At 48.3% G+C, this 19,708-nt stretch carries 20 protein-coding genes and 1 riboswitch; all 20 genes read right to left on the bottom strand.

What is annotated here, in order from left to right; genetic code table 11:
- Positions 1-82: 82 nt before the first annotated feature.
- Positions 83-955 (bottom strand): ATP synthase F1 subunit gamma, encoded by an 873-nt coding sequence (gene atpG, locus MHI12_RS27615; protein WP_036612560.1) that lies wholly within the window; start codon positions 953-955, stop codon positions 83-85.
- A 130-nt stretch (positions 956-1,085) separates the two neighbouring features.
- Positions 1,086-2,600: a F0F1 ATP synthase subunit alpha gene (gene atpA / locus MHI12_RS27620; protein ID WP_047840700.1), complete on the bottom strand. Its 1,515-nt coding sequence runs from the start codon at positions 2,598-2,600 to the stop codon at positions 1,086-1,088.
- 16 nt (positions 2,601-2,616) lie between these two features.
- Positions 2,617-3,165, bottom strand: a complete 549-nt coding sequence (locus tag MHI12_RS27625; RefSeq protein WP_036612565.1) for a F0F1 ATP synthase subunit delta — start codon at positions 3,163-3,165, stop codon at positions 2,617-2,619.
- Positions 3,162-3,650: a F0F1 ATP synthase subunit B gene (gene atpF, locus MHI12_RS27630; RefSeq protein ID WP_036612568.1), complete on the bottom strand. Its 489-nt coding sequence runs from the start codon at positions 3,648-3,650 to the stop codon at positions 3,162-3,164. The genes MHI12_RS27625 and atpF overlap by 4 nt, the downstream gene beginning before the upstream one ends.
- 113 nt (positions 3,651-3,763) lie before the next feature.
- Entirely contained in the window at positions 3,764-3,988 is a 225-nt protein-coding gene (atpE, locus tag MHI12_RS27635; protein ID WP_017691934.1) for a F0F1 ATP synthase subunit C, read from the bottom strand.
- 78 nt (positions 3,989-4,066) lie between these two features.
- Positions 4,067-4,885 carry a F0F1 ATP synthase subunit A gene (gene atpB / locus MHI12_RS27640; protein WP_221821822.1) on the bottom strand — a complete coding sequence of 273 codons (819 nt, stop codon included), beginning with the start codon at positions 4,883-4,885 and terminating at the stop codon, positions 4,067-4,069.
- A gap of 45 nt (positions 4,886-4,930) precedes the next feature.
- Entirely contained in the window at positions 4,931-5,308 is a 378-nt protein-coding gene (locus MHI12_RS27645) for an ATP synthase subunit I (RefSeq protein ID WP_062836961.1), read from the bottom strand.
- Entirely contained in the window at positions 5,301-5,555 is a 255-nt protein-coding gene (locus tag MHI12_RS27650; protein WP_340018644.1) for an AtpZ/AtpI family protein, read from the bottom strand. Before MHI12_RS27650 ends, MHI12_RS27645 begins: the two co-directional genes overlap by 8 nt.
- A gap of 185 nt (positions 5,556-5,740) precedes the next feature.
- The gene (gene wecB / locus MHI12_RS27655; RefSeq protein WP_036612570.1) at positions 5,741-6,898 is read right to left on the bottom strand and encodes a non-hydrolyzing UDP-N-acetylglucosamine 2-epimerase; all 1,158 of its coding nucleotides are present in this window, start codon (positions 6,896-6,898) and stop codon (positions 5,741-5,743) included.
- A 38-nt stretch (positions 6,899-6,936) separates the two neighbouring features.
- The gene (gene upp / locus MHI12_RS27660) at positions 6,937-7,566 is read right to left on the bottom strand and encodes a uracil phosphoribosyltransferase (protein ID WP_017691929.1); all 630 of its coding nucleotides are present in this window, start codon (positions 7,564-7,566) and stop codon (positions 6,937-6,939) included.
- Between the two features lie 425 nt (positions 7,567-7,991).
- Positions 7,992-9,239, bottom strand: coding sequence for a serine hydroxymethyltransferase (gene glyA, locus MHI12_RS27665; RefSeq protein ID WP_017691928.1), 1,248 nt, complete (start codon positions 9,237-9,239; stop codon positions 7,992-7,994).
- A gap of 255 nt (positions 9,240-9,494) precedes the next feature.
- Positions 9,495-10,088, bottom strand: coding sequence for a TIGR01440 family protein (locus tag MHI12_RS27670; RefSeq protein WP_076254013.1), 594 nt, complete (start codon positions 10,086-10,088; stop codon positions 9,495-9,497).
- A 141-nt stretch (positions 10,089-10,229) separates the two neighbouring features.
- Positions 10,230-10,311: riboswitch (ZMP/ZTP riboswitch) on the bottom strand.
- A 96-nt stretch (positions 10,312-10,407) separates the two neighbouring features.
- On the bottom strand, positions 10,408-10,980 hold the full coding sequence (locus tag MHI12_RS27675) for a low molecular weight protein arginine phosphatase (RefSeq protein ID WP_405170853.1): 573 nt from the start codon (positions 10,978-10,980) through the stop codon (positions 10,408-10,410).
- A 58-nt stretch (positions 10,981-11,038) separates the two neighbouring features.
- The gene (locus MHI12_RS27680) at positions 11,039-11,599 is read right to left on the bottom strand and encodes a manganese efflux pump MntP family protein (RefSeq protein ID WP_017691925.1); all 561 of its coding nucleotides are present in this window, start codon (positions 11,597-11,599) and stop codon (positions 11,039-11,041) included.
- Positions 11,600-11,775: 176 nt separating this feature from the next.
- The gene (locus MHI12_RS27685) at positions 11,776-12,948 is read right to left on the bottom strand and encodes an L-threonylcarbamoyladenylate synthase (RefSeq protein WP_405170854.1); all 1,173 of its coding nucleotides are present in this window, start codon (positions 12,946-12,948) and stop codon (positions 11,776-11,778) included.
- Positions 12,949-13,212: 264 nt separating this feature from the next.
- Entirely contained in the window at positions 13,213-13,872 is a 660-nt protein-coding gene (spoIIR, locus tag MHI12_RS27690) for a stage II sporulation protein R (protein WP_405170855.1), read from the bottom strand.
- A 914-nt stretch (positions 13,873-14,786) separates the two neighbouring features.
- Positions 14,787-16,007 (bottom strand): FtsW/RodA/SpoVE family cell cycle protein, encoded by a 1,221-nt coding sequence (locus MHI12_RS27695; RefSeq protein ID WP_405170856.1) that lies wholly within the window; start codon positions 16,005-16,007, stop codon positions 14,787-14,789.
- A gap of 271 nt (positions 16,008-16,278) precedes the next feature.
- Positions 16,279-17,499 carry an FtsW/RodA/SpoVE family cell cycle protein gene (locus MHI12_RS27700; RefSeq protein ID WP_341009215.1) on the bottom strand — a complete coding sequence of 407 codons (1,221 nt, stop codon included), beginning with the start codon at positions 17,497-17,499 and terminating at the stop codon, positions 16,279-16,281.
- A gap of 85 nt (positions 17,500-17,584) precedes the next feature.
- Entirely contained in the window at positions 17,585-18,469 is an 885-nt protein-coding gene (prmC, locus tag MHI12_RS27705; RefSeq protein WP_127549115.1) for a peptide chain release factor N(5)-glutamine methyltransferase, read from the bottom strand.
- A gap of 24 nt (positions 18,470-18,493) precedes the next feature.
- The gene (gene prfA / locus MHI12_RS27710) at positions 18,494-19,561 is read right to left on the bottom strand and encodes a peptide chain release factor 1 (RefSeq protein ID WP_091036276.1); all 1,068 of its coding nucleotides are present in this window, start codon (positions 19,559-19,561) and stop codon (positions 18,494-18,496) included.
- Positions 19,562-19,708 lie beyond the last annotated feature (147 nt).

Here is a 19,708-nt window from a genome sequence, read left to right on the forward strand (position 1 = left end):
TCCTACAAGCCTGCTACTTTTGCAAAAATAATGTACCGTTCGTTTATCTTTGCTCTGCAAGCCTTCATTAATAAAAAAACGGTTAGCCTTGTGCTGCGTTGGCACCTGCCACAATTTCCGTAATCTCCTGCGTAATCGCCGCTTGACGGGCACGGTTGTATGTCAATGACAAGTCGTTAATGAGTTTGGATGCATTTTTGGTTGCATTACCCATTGCCGTCATTTTCGCGCCGAGCTCACTTGCCTTACCGTTCAGAAGTGCACCATAGATCAGCGTTTCCGCGTAACGCGGAAGCAAGACCTCAAGTACAGCTTCAGCAGACGGCTCGTATTCGTAGCTTGCCGTTGGTCCTTCCGCAGCAGTTACCTCAGGTGTTTCCATCGGAAGAAGTTTTTCTACCGTAGGAATCTGGGTCAACGCATTCACAAAGCGGTTATAACAAATGTACAATTCATCAAATTCAGCCAGTTCAAACCCATGAACAGCTTCGTGTGCGATGGATTTGATGTCTGCAAATGAAGGCGAATCCGACAGATCCGTTGTTGTGGATGCCATCGCAATTTCACGACGTCTGAAGTAATCGCGTCCTTTACGTCCAATGACGAACAATTCGTAGTCATCCTGGGAGTTGTGGCGCTCTTTGAGCGTCTGATTAACCTGACGCAAAACGTTCGCATTGTATCCACCTGCAAGACCACGGTCCGATGTAATGATCAGGTAAGCTGTCTTTTTGACCGGACGGCTCTCCAGCATCGGATGCTGTATACCTTGCGTGCTTGATGCAATACTAGCTACAACTTCTTTCAGTTTCTCCGAATAAGGACGGGCTGCTTCCGCTTTTTCCTGCGCTTTACGCAGTTTTGCAGCAGCTACCATCTCCATTGCTTTGGTGATCTGCTTGGTGCTTTGTACGCTTTTAATTTGCCGCTTAATTTCGCGCATGCCTTTTGCCATGATTTCACCACCTTAAAGTTTTGACAGAGTCAAAACTACATCGTAAGCATCATCTTTTTTTGACAGAGTCAAAGTATTACATGCAGACATGCGGAATCGGTTAGACAACTCCGCACCTGCAATCATTTATTTAGACAGAGACAGCAAAGCTCTTTCTGAACTTCTCAATTGCACCTTTCAGTGCATTTTCGTTGTCTGCAGTCAATTCTTTAGTATCACGGATGGATGCAAGAATCTCCGGATGGCTGCTCTCCATGAACGCGAGGAATTCACGCTCGAAACGAGTAACGTCACCTGTTGGAATCTCATCCAGGAATCCTTTAACCGCAGTGTACAAGCTGACAACCTGTTGTTCTACAGGCAGAGGCTGGTTAACACCTTGCTTCAGGATTTCCATCATACGCGCACCACGATTCAGGCGGGCCTGAGTCGCTTTATCCAGATCGGAACCGAACTGGGAGAACGCTTGAAGCTCACGATATTGAGCGAGGTCGAGACGCAGGGAACCTGCAACCTTTTTCATCGCTTTGATCTGAGCAGAACCACCGACACGGGATACGGAAATACCTACGTTGATCGCCGGGCGTTGTCCAGCATTGAACAAGTCAGCTTCCAGGAAGATTTGTCCGTCCGTGATGGAGATTACGTTCGTTGGGATGTATGCAGATACGTCGGAAGCTTGTGTTTCAATAAACGGCAGTGCGGTTAAAGAACCACCACCAAGTTCATCATTCAGCTTCGCAGCACGCTCCAGCAAACGGGAGTGCAGGTAGAAGACGTCACCCGGATAAGCCTCACGGCCCGGTGGACGACGAAGCAACAAGGAAAGCTCACGATATGCAGAGGCTTGTTTGGTCAAGTCATCATAGATAACCAGAACGTGCTCGCCTTTGTACATGAAGTACTCACCCATCGAACAACCGGAATACGGTGCGATGTACAAGAGTGGTGATGGATCGGAAGCTGCTGCAGTTACAACGATTGTGTACTCCATTGCGCCTTTACGACGAAGAGTTTCCACAACTTGAGCAACCGTAGACTGTTTCTGACCAATAGCCACGTAGATACACTTCATGCCGCTACCTTTTTGGTTCAGGATCGCATCAATCGCGATGGATGTTTTACCTGTTTGACGGTCACCGATGATCAACTCACGTTGTCCGCGACCGATTGGAACCATTGCATCAATGGCTTTGATCCCTGTTTGCATCGGCTCATGAACCGATTTACGATCCATTACGCCTGGTGCTTTACCTTCAACCGGACGGAATTCCGTTGTAGCGATTGGCCCTTTGCCATCTACAGGAATACCGAGCGGGTTCACAACGCGTCCAATCAATGCTTCGCCTACAGGCACTTGCATGATTTGACCAGTACGTTTCACTTGGTCACCTTCACGAATATCGTAGTAAGGTCCCAGGATAACGACACCGACATTGCTTTCTTCGACGTTCATGGCGAGTCCCATAACACCGCTTGGGAATTCAACCAACTCGTTGGACATGACGTTCTCAAGTCCGTAAACACGAGCGATACCATCACCAACCTCGATTACCGTTCCGACTTCGACTACATCGATATCGGTCTTGTATTGTTCGATTTGGCTCTTAATTAATGTACTGATTTCTTCTGGTTTGATACTCAAGTGTCCTCACCCCAATCTACTGTACTCGTCTGTTAAAAGACTGCTCAAGACGTTCGAGCTTGCCAGCCAAGCTGCCGTCATAGATCGTATCGCCAATGGCGACTTTCAATCCGCCCAGCAGAGTCGGATCAACAATGTTCTCGATACGAATCTTTTTATTCACACGGCCACCGAATTCACGAGCTACCGCTTCTTTTTCTTCATCATTCAACGCATAAGTCGAATAGACACGTGCATCAGCGATGCCCAGCGACTCACCTTGGATCTTCCGATAATCATTCAGCAAGTCTCCCAGCAATTCAACGCGTCCGCGCTCAATCAACAACAAGACTGTACGAAGGACTGAATCGGATACCTTACCATCAAGACTTGAGTGAATTACGTTCTGCTTGGCTTCATCAGAAATATTAGGGGATACGATAAATTTCTCGATATCTGCATCTCCGGTCAATGCACTGACTACTGCAACCAGTTCCTGTTCAACCTCAAGCACCTGCTGTTGCTGAAGAGCAACTTCGAACAATGCTTTCGCATAACGCTTGGCAACAATCGTATCGCGGCTCATTGTCGGCCTCCTACCTCATTGAGGTATTGGTTCACAAGCTCTTCTTGTGCAGGACCGTTCTCAACTTCTTTTTTGATCAACTTGGATGCAATCTGAACGGAAGCTGTACCCAGTTCGCTGCGAAGTGCTGCGACTGCTTTGTTCTTCTCGCTCTCGATTTCGCGTACTGCATCGTCTTTCAGACGATTAGCTTCAGCTTTTGCATCAGCCAAAATCGATTCAGCTTGTTTGCCACCCGTTTGTTTGGACTGTTCAATGATGTCGTAAGCATCTTGACGTGCTTGCTCAAGAGCTTGTTTTTGTTCCTCCACATAGGCAATGGCCTGTTCCCGAGTCTGTGCAGCCTCATTCATCTGCGTCATCACGAGTTCACGACGTTTTTCCATAATGGAGAACAAAGGCCCGAAGGCATAACGGCTAAGCAGCCAGTATAAAATTGCAAATGCAACAATCGCAAGAAGCGTATTTTCCCATATGAAACTCAATCTGTTCACTCCTTCCTGGAGGTATCCTTGAAACGTCATCCGTTAGAACGGACATTACCTAAAAAGAAGGCGCGGATGGCTATGGCCTTCCCCGCCAAACCTTTAAAATTTAATTAAGCCATACCGTAGAACATGAACGCGAGTACCACACCGATGATCGGCAATACCTCAATCAAACCTACACCGATAAACATTGTTGTTTGAAGAGTGGATTTAGCTTCTGGTTGACGGGCAATACCTTCCACCGTTTTGCTGATTACCATACCGTTACCAATACCTGCGCCAAACGCGCCCAGTCCTGCAACAATTGCTGCTGCGATTAATGCCATTGCTCCCATTTGTATATCCTCCTTAAAATGATAAATCGAATTTTTTATTGTTCAGCCTGGTGAAGAAATCTTCGTAGGGCTTGAAACTTAATGCTCGTCGTGCGTCTCGATGCTCTGTGAAATGTACACCATCATCAAGATAACAAACACAAATGCCTGGATCGCGCCGATAAAGATACTAAAGCCTTGCCACACCATAAGTAGCGGAATCGCTGCAATAGCACCAAACACTTTAAATGTGGTCAGTTTTAGGATCGTTGCGATCAGTACCTCACCCGCGAAGATATTCGCGAATAGACGCATACCGTGTGTCAACAGCTTGGATGCCGTCTCAATCAAGTTGATTGGCAAGAACAAGGCGAATGGCTTCAGGTAATGCTGGAGATATCCTTTTGTGTTGCGGAACAATCCTAGTCCATGAGATACAAGGAACGCTACAAGAGCTAGTCCCATCGTTACAGACAAGTCGGCTGTCGGTGATTTCCACCAAGCCAATTCAACGTGTGGGTGTGCTTCAGGGTCCTTGGCATGCGCTTTTTCAAACGCCTCCACCGCTGTAACAATCGGCTTACCGAATACCTGTGCCTGATTAACATCTGTTACCTCAGATACAGCCACGAGCGGAAGGCCGAGCATGTTCCCTACAAAAATGAACATAATCATGGAAAGAGCGAGAGAGATAAAATGTTTACCTTTCTTCATATCCATTGTGCTGGAAATCAGATTGCGGACGAATTCTACTGCCCACTCCATAAAATTTTGCAGCTTGCCGGGATTTTCAACGGATAATCTCCGTGTTGCCAGTACAGCAAAAATAAAAACAATTGCACCTGTAACTACCAGCATCAACAGAACCGATAGATCCAGTCGAAATCCGCCAAGCATAATAATTGGAGCTTCATGCATATTTTTCTCACCCCTTTCTCGACTTGAAAGCTGCAGCCCTTAACATCATTCTGCTCTGCGGGAATGGACAATCCCTATAATCAGTAAGGAAAATTGTGCAATGACGAGACCGCCTGCAACCGCATATGTATTGAAGTACTGCGGAAAGCGCATCGATATAAATATACCGAGCACAGCGAGTGCCGCTCTTGTCAAAAATCCCAGGTTCACACGCTTCAAGTTACCTTCTGCCGCATCATCAGACATTTTCCTTACTTTGTAGCCCAAGTAAAATGCATTGATCCAGCTAATTCCTGTACCCAGGGCCAGTCCCAAAGCAATTGTCTCCACACGTGGCATAAAGGCCGCTGCGAGAAAACAAATCATAAGAAAGTACATGATGAAAACAGTCATCGATCTGCGGTATCTGGTTAGTTCACTCATCACTTTCCCCCATGAATTTTTTCGCGATAAAGTAGATGCTTACACCGCCTGCCGCAAGAAAAAAGAGAACGCTTACGGCGATCCATATTCCGTTACCTCCGATGGTCTTGTCCAACCAGGAGCCAGCGTAATATCCGGCAACAGCGAGAATGGCAACCTCGATCCCAAAAGCTGTCACGAGCCCCATCGCTTTCCATACATTATCGTCATGGTTACGGGATGAATTTGGTTTGTTCGAATCGGCCATTTTCCACGCCACCCTTGCAATCCCAGTTAATTTTACTGAATGATGAGAGCCTTTGTCAATTGAATGATTTTAGCGTTTTAAAGGGGAAAACGACGGGAATACAGACCCTCAAAGCCCATAAACCCGCGTAAACCGTACAGTTTAACTGTATGCTTGCCCTTTATAAATCCGTCAGAAAAAATGTATTATTTTTTGAATTTTCTGTGAAATGATTCCGGACGCTCACTATTTACACCAAAATGGTGCAGAATCGCATTGACAATTCTTTCCGAAGCATGTCCATCACCGTATGGATTGGCAGCCTGACTCATGCTTTCATACAGGGTTTTGTCTGTAAGCAGAGCTTTGGTTCGTTCATACACAAGTTCCTCTTCGGTACCTACCAATTCCAGCGTTCCGGCTTCAATACCTTCCGGGCGTTCTGTTGTATCGCGCAATACGAGCACAGGCACACCAAACGAAGGCGCTTCTTCCTGCAAACCGCCTGAATCGGTCAAAATCAAGTGAGTGTGCGGGTAAAAGTTATGCAAATCCACCACGTCTAGTGGATCAATTAATTGAATACGGGGATGATTCCCCAAAATCGCGTGAGCCGGCTCCTTCACAGCAGGACTTGGATGCACCGGGTACACGATGGCAATATCTTCGAATTCGTCGGCAATCCGCTTGACGGCCTGGAAAATGTTGCGGTGAGGCTCGCCCTGAGATTCACGGCGATGAGCTGTCATCAGCACAAGGCGTTTGCCTTGGGCCCAATCAAGTACCGGGTGTGTGTAGTCCTCCCGTACTGTATATTGAAACACATCTGTTACCGTGTTGCCTGTGACGTACGTACTAGACTCCGATTTATTTTCTTTGGCAAGATTGGAAGAAGACCAATCCGTAGGCGCAAAGTGTAGATCAGCCAGTACTCCCGTCAGCTGACGGTTCATCTCTTCCGGATATGGAGACAGCTTGTTCCACGTCCGCAGCCCCGCTTCCACATGTCCTACCTGAATCTGTTGCAGGAATGCTGCGTAGCTCGCCACAAAGGTAGTTAATGTATCCCCATGAACCAGTACAATATCCGGCTTAGCTTCGGCTAACACCGGTTCCAGACCGCCAAGCACACGAATTGTAATTTCATTCAATGTCTGACGGTCTTTCATTACATCCAGATCATAATCGGGATGAATGTCGAAAACTTCAAGTACCTGATCCAACATCTGGCGATGCTGCGCAGTTACGCAAACAATAGATTCAATAGACTCAGGGTGTTTCTGCAATTCCAAAATAAGCGGAGCCATCTTGATGGCTTCCGGACGCACCCCGAAGATCGTCATGACTTTAATTTTGTTGGACATTCGAGCAAAGCCCCTTTTCTACTCCGCATGCAATATGCTTATTTAGTGCCGTATAGACGGTCTCCTGCATCTCCAAGCCCTGGAACGATATAACCATGATCATCCAGACGGTCGTCCAATGCTGCTACATAGATGTCCACATCGGGATGTGCATCTTGCACAGCTTTTACGCCTTCCGGTGCTGCAACCAGATTCATCATTTTGATTTGGGTACAGCCACGTTTTTTGAGCACGTCAATAGCTGCAATTGCCGAACCACCCGTTGCCAGCATCGGATCAATTACAATCAATTGACGCTCTGTTACGTCTGTAGGCAGTTTGGTGTAGTATTCTACCGGTTGCAGTGTTTCCGGGTCACGGAACAGACCAACATGTCCAACTTTTGCCGCTGGCAACAATTTCACAACGCCATCCAGCATTCCGAGTCCTGCGCGCAGAATCGGCACCAGTCCGAGCATACGTCCAGAGATGACTTTACCTTGTGTTGCAGCTACAGGTGTCTGTACATCAATCGTTTCCAGTTCAACATCTCTTGTAATCTCATAAGCCATCAACGTTGCTACTTCATCCACCAATTCACGAAAATCTTTCGTATTCGTACGCATGTCGCGTATAAACGTCAGTTTGTGTTGAATCAAAGGGTGATCACATATTACTAATTTTCCCATCTAATTTGTCCCTCCGGTAAGTTCTTCATGTTCAGCATTTCCAAATATACCTAGCCACCATTCATGGGCTCGATAAATCCTGTATATTATATCATCACCAACAACGAATTACACCATCAAAGGGCACCCAATCATTACAGATTACCGAATCCTATAAAAAACAGGACCGGAAAATGATCCATCCGGTCCTGTTTTGCTCCTGCTGTTATGTCATTGAGTATGTTCAAAAACGTGTAACCACTGATGATGCTCCGCATACCGAATGACCTTCCGATCGCTGTTATCCCCTGATTTCTTTGATCCAATTATAATTGTTGAAATCTGGGGATAAAGGCGAGCGCTACGCTTCTTCAGGTTCTTTCGGTTTGCTCCGTCCGAGTGTTTACATTGAAAAACTCAAATACAAACACCATGAGCAAAGTTTTTTAGTATTTAAGATCTGTATAGAGTGGGAATTGGTCTGTCAGTGCAGTCACTTCTGCACGAGCTTCATCCAGCTTCGCTGTATCTTTTGGATTTTTCAATGTTTTGGCAATGATCTTACCAATAGCAACCATCGCTTCTTCGTTCATGCCACGGGAAGTTGCAGCAGGTGTACCAATTCGAATACCGCTCGTTACAAACGGACTTGTAGGGTCGAATGGAATTGCATTTTTGTTCACGGTAATACCGATGGAATCAAGCACATGCTCAGCTTCCTTACCTGTGATGTTCACGCTGCGTGTGTCGATCAGCATCAAGTGGTTATCTGTACCACCGGATACGATGTTCAATCCTTCAGCGATCAGTGTTTCAGCCAGAACCTGTGCGTTTTTCACGACATTTTGTGCATATGTTTTGAACGAAGGTTGCAAAGCTTCTCCGAATGCTACCGCTTTGGAAGCGATCACGTGCATCAGAGGTCCACCTTGGGAACCAGGGAATACCGCTTTATCAATCGCTGCTGCCCACGCTTTGCGGCACAGAATCATACCACCACGAGGTCCACGCAGCGTTTTGTGTGTTGTTGTTGTTACGAAATGCGCATGTGGAACCGGGTTTGGATGCAAACCAGCAGCAACCAGTCCTGCGATGTGAGCCATGTCCACCATGAACAAAGCGCCTACATCATTGGCGATGGAAGCCAGCTTTTCAAAATCAATGGTACGCGGATATGCACTTGCACCAGCAACGATCAGACGAGGGCGGTGTTTGAAAGCCGCTTTGCGTACTTCATCATAATCAATCAGGAATGTATCTTCCTGTACGCCGTATGCTACGAAGTTGTACAGCAAACCGGATGCGTTAACCGGGCTACCGTGTGTGAGGTGTCCACCATGGGCAAGGTTCATACCGAGTACAGTATCACCAGGTTTCAACGCTGCAAGATATACTGCCATGTTGGCTTGTGCACCGGAGTGAGGTTGAACATTCACGTGTTCTGCTCCGAACAATTCTTTTGCACGATCACGCGCGATGTCTTCAACGATGTCCACATGCTCACAACCGCCATAGTAACGTTTACCTGGATATCCTTCAGCGTACTTGTTGGTCAGAACAGATCCCATTGCTTCGATTACTGCTTCACTTACGATGTTCTCGGATGCAATCAGTTCGATGTTATTCTGTTGACGTTTCAGTTCAAGATTCATCGCTTCCAGTACTGCCGGGTCATTCTTGCGCAATTGTTCCATGATTAAATTCCTCCCAGTTTATAAGTGAATTTATAAAGTGAAACTAATGTTTACACGAAAACGGCGAGTGCAACACCAATCTGAAGAAACGAAGTAGTCGCCAAAAAGCTTTCTTTAGAAAGCTACTCCGGAAGCATAGGCTATCACCGGATTTCCCCTTTAAATAGGGAATAAAAAATCTGGGGATAACAGCGATCGGAAGATGGTGATGCAATCAAAGTCAGGAGTGTAACCCAATTAGTCTCGCTTTATATGTTAGTCACAAAATGTTGAATCTGGTTGTTCTTCCATACGATACACCGCGCGTTCGCCGCCAATCAACTTCGGACGAGTCAACGCTGTGGTCACACGTGCATCTCCAACATAGCGGAGCGCTGTACGATAGGGTACGGCTACATGCCGGAGATGCATCCCAATCATCGTCTCCCCAATGTCCAGTCCCGCATGGGCCTGCACATGTTCAGCCAGGCATGGATCGGTCAGCGAACGATATGCTGCGGATGCCATTGAACCTCCGGCCTTGGGCACGGGTACTGCACCAACCTCGGTCAATCCAAGACGAGTAAGCACAGAACGCTCCATTACCAGCGCACGGTTCAGATGCTCACAACATTGGAATACCGTGTCAAAACCGAATTCCTCCTGCACCTCGCGTATACCCGCAAGAAGCTGCTGTGCCACTTCAATGGCACCACTCGTACCAATCCGAGCGCCTGCGACTTCACTTGTGCTTGTACCGATCACAACGATCTGTCCAGGCCCAAGCTGTCCAGCAAGCGCCAGTTCATGCAGAATAGACGCGGTCTGTTCCTGCAATCCGGGTTGTTCCGAATCTAACTCTATAGTCATCCTATCATCGCCTCCCGATAAAATCATGCCCGCTGTCTCTTGGCTGTCCTTCGTATTCTTGCACGGCATCTCAGGTACTATTATAGCGAATAATCAGATGAAAGACGAAAAAAAGAGCAGTCTGCGGGTAACGCAGAATTGCTCTTTTGCCCAGGCGACCGGCCGTTTGTTCCGGTGCTCCATCGTGGTTATGCCCACTTCGTCGCCAGTTACACCGGATCCCTGTTTTCCCCTTCATCATAAAACAACCCGCGGCTAAAATCAACGGTTAATTTACATCAAGCGCCCTATTTCTATAACCTGCCCCGTAGGATCAGAATTATGCCAGCTTATCCAAAAGCCGGTCCAATGCCGTCCGAATCTCAGCTGCAGCTATATTGTAATCATCACGACTTCCCCCAAACGGATCGGAGATGTCGAAACTTGGAATTCGTTGTCTAATCTCAATGGCTCGCTCACGCTCCGATGCTAGGATCTCTTGCCCAAGGGCACGTTTCATCTCAAGCGTTGCAAACAGGCTGTCCAACTCCTGAACATCACTTAATACCTGTTCATCATCCTCCACATATTCTTTCAATGTGTAGGTTTTGTGGACTGAATCGGGAAAAACCTGCATGACATGCTGCTTATGACTCCGTGTTAATGTAAGAACCAGATCGGCCCAACCTACCAAGTTAGAGCTAAGCTGTGTGGAATGAGGTGGACCTTCAACGTTATGATCTCTCAAAACCGCTTCAGCATGTCGGGAGATCGGCATACCCGACGTTGCTGCCACACCTGCGGAGCGAACCTCTACCTGAATGCCGCGCTCCGATGCCAGTTTTCGCAAAAGCCCCTCTGCCATGGGGCTGCGGCACGTATTTCCTGTACATACGAATAAAATATGTTTCATTGTGTTAGCCTCCCCATTTTACATATGATGCGAATGATATGATATCTCAAGTTTTATTTTAAAATATAAACAAAAGTCCAAACGCAAGCAAGATTGCGCCACCAATAGCTTCGCCGTAATCCCCGAGATTCTGACTCACCCGACGGCCTAATAGCAGACCCATAACCGACATCACCCCGCCACACACACCGAAAGCAAGTACGGTTAAGATCAGATCACTGCTAAACATCCCTAAGGAAACGCCAACGGAGAATGAATCCACACTTACGCTGAGGGAGAACAAAACAACGCCGAGCAGGGAACGGTGGTCCACCAGCTTTGTATCGCCTTCACGGAATGCATTCAGAATCATATGAGCACCCAGCAAAACAAGCAATCCACCTGCCGCATACGTCGTAATGTCACCGAGCAACGAGCTGACGTATTTGCCCATATACATGCCAATGAGCGGCATGATGATATGAAATAGCGCCGTTACAATACTGATTCGCAATACATCCCGCAGCCGAATGCCCTTCATGCCAATTCCGATCCCGAGTGAGAACGCATCGAGGCCAAGCGCAACAGCCATGATCAAAATGGTTACCAACTGCCCTACATGGGCAGACACATCCCACATCCCCATACCCCCAAGTCACGTAAAGGTTCTTGTACACGATATGCGGACAAGGACCTAAACATGACCGATGAAAGGCAAACGGCGACGGATCTCTGGTCAGATGCTGGCTTTATAGAATCTTGATTTTGTTTTGGAAAAAGAGTGAGCAGCTCTCCTGACTGTATGATCAGGGGAGGTTAAGAGGGTTGCTGGTTGCCAACTTGTATGAGTTGGTTCCCCGCAGCCTTGAGCAGCCGATTCATGACGGCTGCTCCCAGCCCTTCGCGTGAGCAGGCTTCAGCCACAATATATGTGGCGCCTTGCTCATCGCAGCTGCGCAGCGCGGCGTATAGCCGGCGGGCTGCTTCTTCCAGCTCGCTGGCATCGCCCAGCGAGAACACGGCATCGGCGCGGTACTGCTCCGCGTGCTCGGCGAACGCCAGCACAGCGGTGCGCTCTCCGCGCTGCGCCGCCTCTGCGAGGGCGGCGCTGATCCAGGCCGCCACCGCTGCGGGCGGCCCCTCCACCACGCACAGCGCCCCTGCGGGTGCGTAGTGCGTGTACTTCATGCCCGGCGAGCGCGGCGCCGGGCTACCCACGCCAGCGGCCCCCTCCGCGAGTAGCGCGGGGTCCGTGGCGACACGGGCGGCAACGGCGGACAGTTGTTCCGCCGTAATGCCGCCAGGGCGCAGGATGGTGACGGTACCGTCGTCACCGACCTGCACAACCGTGGACTCGACGCCCACCCCAGTGGGGCCGCCGTCCACGATGCCGCCGATGCGGCCATCCAGATCCTCGCGTACATGAGACGCGAGTGTTGGGCTTGGCCGCCCGGAGCGGTTGGCGCTTGGCGCAGCCACTGGGCATGCCGCCGCCGCGATCAACTGCAAGGCCACCGGGTGGTCCGGCATGCGCACGGCCACCGTGTCCAGACCGGCGGTGACACGCGGGGACACCGCCCCCGGCCTAACCGGCAGCACCAGCGTCAGTGGTCCCGGCCAGAAGGCCGCCATCAGCGCTTCCGCCGTATCGTTCACTTCCGTGACCAGAGTATCCAACTGGTCACGGTGCGCGATATGCACAATCAGTGGATTGTCAGAAGGTCGGCCTTTGGCGACAAATACAGCCTCTACGGCTGCCGTGCTACGCGCATCAGCACCCAAGCCGTAGACCGTCTCGGTCGGAAAGGCCACCGTCTCACCTTGACGAATGCAGGCTGCGGCAGCCTGCAAGTCGGCGAGCGCCTGTTGATCGGCGCTCCCCTTTTTCACATCCAACATTTCAATATTACCCATTCCGTGATCATTTTCAGCGCTCACCAAGACGCGTACATCCCACATCTCGGTGACCAGCTCTCCCGGAGCTTTCATATCACGTTCTTCTCTACCATCCCTCATCTCAGAGGTGTGTTGCAATGGTTCATTTTCTCTGCTCATATATCATCATTCCTAAACTTCAAGTAGGTTAGTTCATATCCATATTCAATATAAGTAATTATAACATACCTGTCCCGCCTCGGATGCCCTTCACACTTCGCTCCACGCATAAGTCTCACTGTAACTTCGCCACCGATTCATATCAAAAGGGCAGCTCCCTGAATCAAGATCGCCCTTTTATATAGTATAAATACGTTGTTATGCGAACAATCCAGTTATCCAACTCCACAGTTTCACAGCCATATCCCACAGAAAGAATCTCGCCTCCGGTGTGTCTCCGTGCACAGATGCCTCGGCATCTCCTGGTTCAGCCGCTGCGGCTGATACCGTTGAAGGTTTCGCCAGTGCATCCCCGGTTCCTGCATCAATGAAGCACAATGGCGGGAACAACACACACCACCAGTTCTGACCTTTGCCTTCCCCCAGCGTGATCCGAACCGCTTCATAATCTCCGGCAGGATAGACGGTGCCCCCATACAGCTTGGTCGGAAACGGAACGGAACCCAGCTCCACCTGATACTCATAATTTAAACCGCGACTGCCCAACTCTTCTCCTACTCTATTCTCAATCTCGGACAAATGCTCACGAATAACCTTGCGCGCTTCATCCAGACTTTGCGGATTCTCCAGTTCGGCTACCCACTCACCCATCTGAGCAACGACAGCATCCCGAATCTCGCGTTTCACCAATTGATCTCCCGGTGCATCCGAGTTTGCTAGAATACGCAAGCGAATCGATTGTTCAGGAATCGCTGTGGCCGCCACAGCTGCATCCGTTTTCTGACCTTCCCACATCATGATAATCATCATAAGACATACAATAATAAGTCCAATTTGCTTTACGATTCGTCTATTCATTCCGTTCTCCCCCTCGGCTCTCTGATCACGTTGCCTGCAACTCTCTCATGTCTATCAGTATGCCCGGTAGAGACGGAAGTAAACCTAGCATTTGCAATAAATCTACTAGAGGTTGTTCAAAAAGTCCGCTATTGATTACGAAGGATACCTAGCTGCATCATCAACGTCGAATATGAAATTCAGCCGAATTAAGCGGGAGGCTTACGGAGTATGTTTACCAAAGAACCATTTTGATTGCTCACGTAGTTTATCCTACGCTCCACTACTCCATTTCTAGCTTCATCCCATCTTCTCGGTCCTGAAAACCCACCTTTTTGATCACGTACTACTAGAATGTGTGTGTTTAAACCCAGGCAAGTTATACGATGACAATTGTCAGCGTATAACTTGCCTTGAAGACTGTACTGGCTGACCCTAGACGAATCACTCTCGCGAATGACCAGTCGATGTTCTAAGGAACCGAGGACGTCTTATTTGCCCTTTAGGTCTTCTTTTGAAATTGTAAGGAACATGAGGCACGTTATTTCCCAAAATCATCTAATCAACACGTTACAAAAGGCTGTATCTGCTGATATAACGCGTCTCAGATTCCTTAGCTTTCTCCAGTCACTTCAAATCCCCGAATAAGACGCGCGAGGTTCGTTAGCTCCTAACTCCTAGCCCCCTAACAGCTGGCACCTGAAGCTCCAAACCATGCCCAATACGCTGCTCCAGAACCTTTCAGATGCTCCTCTGCATACAGGCTCGAAGAGACCTCTGCAATGCTTCAATCATCTCTCATTCTATCGTTCTCACCAGTCATATTAAAAAGGCTGATCCGCACCTGGTTACAGGGCAAACCAACCTCTTTATTCCTATGAACGATCACCTTATACGTCCCACCGCTTTACTTTTCACCTACATCGACTAAACAGTTACACAGCACTTTTCTCTTTCTTGAGCATATTCCATAAACGTTCCGACAATCGAGGTTGCTGCTCCCCTATGAGAAGTTCATCCTCCTCTTCTTGTCCGTACAACTTAATGCTCATGACTACACCGATACAAGCCATATTAATGAGCAGAGAGGTGCCACCGTAACTGATAAAAGGTAACGTAATACCTGTGAGTGGCATCAGTCCAAGGAACGCCCCCACGTTCTCAAACACCTGATACAATAACATTCCGATAATACCTACAATGATGACGGGTCCCGCGCGATCTCTGCATGCCAGAGCAATCAGCACCATACGTTGAATCAGGATAAAATACAACAGAATCAGTACGGATGCACCGACAAAGCCAAACTCCTCTGCGATCACAACAAAAATGGAATCAGAATACGTATAGGGGACTCGTCCACTCTGAACGGATGTTCCTTGCAAGTAACCTTTGCCGATGATACCACCTGAACCAATGGCCAAACCTGCATTTTTCGTATGCCAGGAAGCTTTGGAGGTAGCCTTTTCCGGTACAAGCCAGGGATCAATCCGCTCTGCCCAATGCTCACGTTTTATCTTCTCAAGAAAAGTGAATACTTCATCATGGTAGAAGGTATAAGCTTTGACAAAACCAAAGAATGCCACTCCCACAATCGCCAGTGCAATCAAAGCGTGCTTCAACCTCATATTTCCGATCCAGAATACCGCAGCCAGAATCACCACATACCCCAGCGCATTCCCCAAATCATTCTGAGCCATAACAAGGGCAAACGGAATAAATGCCCAGCAGCCAATTGGCACAATATCTCTCCAAAATTTCAGCGTGCCTCGTTGTCTCTTCACAATTAAATGGGCAAGGAACAGAATAAGAATCATCTTGAACAGCTCTGCCGGTTGAAAAGAAAAGTGTTCGCCCAGCTTTAGCCAACCGTTGGCGTTATTGATCGAACTTCCCAGGACATTGGCCAGGATCAGCAGTATGATCCCCAAGCCATACAAATAAAACGCATATTTCACGTATAACTTGTAATTCACAAGCCCGATTATAAGCACCGCAATAAACCCGGCTACATAGAAATAAATCGTTTTGACATGATGATTCGCCAGTTTGGCATCTGTCTGCGTTCCGCTATAAATCGCAAATATACTTATAATCATGAGCAACAGCATTACAAAAAGAATCACACCATCCATCTTCTTCAGCATTCTCAACATGACTCCGTCCAGCCCCCTGAAATCTATCATTCTATCATTTCCAATTGAACTCAATATTACCATTGTATATAATTGGATAATAAAATGGAAATCTAGATGGCTTCAGGTTAAAAAGTGAACTATTCAATTGCCTGAATTACACCGTAAAAACAATAAAAACCCCAAAACATCCATCCCAATGTGATTTGGGTTGGTCTGTTCCAGGGCTCTATAATTATCTAGCTTATATACATAAATCTAACGTGTTATTTCACGGTTTGATTCGAGAGAATTATTGCTCCTGCTGCGACGGCTTGCGTCTTAGCAATTTCCTCACCAGATCTGTAATACTTGGTTGTTCCGCAGAGCCAAGAATATCCTCGTTCTCTTCCGTGTGGACCTTAATGCTCATCACAAGACCCATGCTGATCATGTTGATCATAATGGAGGTACCACCCGAACTGATAAACGGCAGCGTAATTCCTGTCAAAGGCATCAGACCAATGAATGGACCAATATTGACAAAGATCTGGTAGAGCAGCATCGCTATGATCCCAACAATGAGATAAGGCCCCGCGCGATCCTTACACTCCAGTGCAATCAGCACCAGCCTGTGAATAAGGATAAAGTACAGGAGTAGCAGTACCGAGGCACCGATGAAACCAAATTCTTCCCCAATCTGCACAAAGATGGAGTCAGCATAGGCCAGCGGCACCCGATTTGACTGAATCGTCGTGCCTTCCATATAGCCTTTGCCTGTAATCCCACCAGAACCAATCGCAAGCTTTGCATTATACGTCTGCCAGAGTACATCTCTTGAGGTCAGCTCTGGTACAAGCCAAGGGTCAAAACGATCCGCCCAGTGCGAACGTCCAATCTCATTCAGGAATTTAACAATCTCATCATGATAATGAATATACGCCTGTGTACCACCGATAAAAGCAGCCACTGCGATCATAAAGCCAATGAGGGCATGCGTAAATTTAATGTTACCAATCCATAGTAGGCCTACAAGAATGACTACATAACTTAACGCATTTCCCAAGTCATTTTGAAGTAATACGAGTAGTAAAGGCGGCAGAACACAGAGTGAGATTGGAATAACGTCACGTCCAAAATAGAGCGGACGGTTCTTCTTTCGGGCCAAAAAGGCCGATAAAAACACAATCAGGCATAGCTTGAACAATTCAGCAGGCTGCAAACTGACCCCGAAGATGGACAGCCAACCTTTTGCACCATAATACTCCTTACCAAAGAACATAACGAATATGAGCAGGAGCATCCCCACGCCATAGATATATAAATAATTTTTGATTATGAATTTATAGTTGATCATCGACATCCCAAAAAAGACTACGAAGCCCAAAATATAAAAGATCACTGCGCTTTTCGGGAGTCCCTCCAGCTTTGGACGACCAAACGTTGTACTGTAAATCGACAAAATACTGATAACCATCAGAATAACGAGTATAAAGACAATAGAATAGTCTATCTTTTTAAATTTGTGCAGCATGTAATTATGTTCCCCCAAGCATTCAGAAATCTTCGGTATATCTCATTGTAGAGGATTTCACGGTAAAAAGAAAACCCGCGGAACCTTACATTTTCGTCACCTGTTCCGAAGTACGAACACCCAGGACATGCCGCTCGATTCCGGCAAGGTCCGGTACAATGATAATTTCCGGCCAATGTCCCGCCGTTTCAAGCAGAGCTGCGATGTCGCGAGCCTGCCCCTGGCCCAGCTCAAAACCAATGATCTGTGGCGGTGCAGGCAGCAGCGCCAGTTGCTCCAACATGATACGGTACGGTGCAAGCCCGTCCGGACCGCCGTCCAGTGCCATGCGCGGCTCATGATCGCGCACCTCTTGCTGTAACCCGGCGATATCTGCCGCCGGGATGTAAGGCGGGTTGGACACCAGAATGTCCACCCGTGCCCCGGCGAACGGGGCCAGCAGATCGCCTTCACGGAAGTCGATCTGTACGCCGTTCGCGGCCGCGTTCCGCGCGGCCACTTGCAGGGCAGCCGCCGAGAGATCCCCGGCGCCGACCTGCCAGCGCGGGCGCAGTGAAGCCATCGTCACCGCGATGGCACCACTGCCCGTGCCGATATCGACGGCGAGCGGAGCGCCGTCAGGAAACACGCGGTCGGCTTCGCGTAGCACAGCCTCGACCAACAGCTCGGTCTCCGGCCGCGGAATCAGCACGGCCGGCGTGACCTCGAACGGCAGCCCATAGAATTCCTGGCTGCCGATAATGTATTGCGCCGGCTCACCCGCAGCCTTGCGCGTGACGGCGTCCTCCCAGCGGCTGCGATGCTCGCTGGGAAAAGGCTCTGGCTGCATCATGTAATATGCGGCGCCATAAACGCCGAGTACATGTTCCAGCAGCAGCCGGGCATTGTTTTGCGGCTCGTACACGCCGCACTTCTCCAAAAAAGAGGAAGCCTCCACGAAGGCTTCCCGACAGCTCTGTTCCGGCGTCATCACAAACTGCGCGCGGGTCACAGATTATTCTCCTCTATCCATCATCTCAGTCTGCTGAGCAATGGTCAGTGCAGACAAAATATCTTCAATCTCTCCGTTCATCACCTGATCCAGCTTGTGCATTGTCAGGCCGATGCGGTGATCGGTCACACGGCTTTGCGGGAAGTTGTACGTACGAATACGCTCACTGCGGTCGCCCGTTCCCACTTTGCTCTTCCGCTCAACAGAGATCTTTGCTTCCTCTTCCATACGTTTCATATCGAAGATACGTGTACGCAGAACCTGCAAGGCTTTTTCCTTGTTGGAGTTCTGTGATTTTCCATCCTGACACGTCGCCACGATTCCCGTTGGAACGTGCGTTACCCGTACTGCGGATTTCGTCGTATTAACCGATTGTCCACCGGCACCACTGGAACAGAACGTATCCACACGGATGTCTTTGTCATGAATTTCGATATCAAAATCTTCGGCTTCAGGCATAACCGCAACCGTTGATGTTGACGTATGAATACGTCCGCCAGACTCGGTTGTTGGAATACGCTGCACACGGTGTGCGCCGCTTTCGTATTTCATTTTGCTGTATGCGCCGCGTCCGTTAATCAGGAAAACAACCTCTTTGAATCCACCGAGATCATTTGTGTTAACGTCCATCAGCTCTACACGCCAGCCTTGTGCATCTGCATAACGTGTGTACATCCGATACAGATCTGCTGCAAACAACGCCGCTTCATCTCCACCAGCTGCTCCGCGAATCTCAACAATAACGTTTTTGTCGTCATTCGGATCTTTTGGCAACATGAGTACACGAATCAATTCGTCCAGTTCCTTTTGGCGAGTGCTCAGTTCGTCAATTTCCATTTTGACCATTTCACGCATCTCATCATCCAGTTTCTCACCCTGCATTTCCTTCGCAGCTTCGAGATCCTGACTTACCTGTTTGTATTCATTGTACGCTTCATAAGTCGGTTGCAGATCGGATTGTTCTTTGGAGTATTCCCGCAACTTTTTGTTGTCACTTGCCACATCCGGGTCACACAAAAGCTCGCTCAACTTGTCATAACGGTCGGCTAACGCCTGTAATTTATCCAACATGTATAGTCACCTCACGCATTATTTTGTCCAAGCACATCACATTTTCAATAATTATTTCAATTCAAAATTAATTACATCTATAATCTATATTCCACAACGCACAGGATTCTCACGAATCCCCTGACCGCAGCATGTATTCACATTCAT

This window comes from Paenibacillus sp. FSL H8-0280, from assembly GCF_045040665.1.
GTDB classification, from domain to species: Bacteria; Bacillota; Bacilli; order Paenibacillales; family Paenibacillaceae; genus Paenibacillus; species Paenibacillus xylanexedens_A.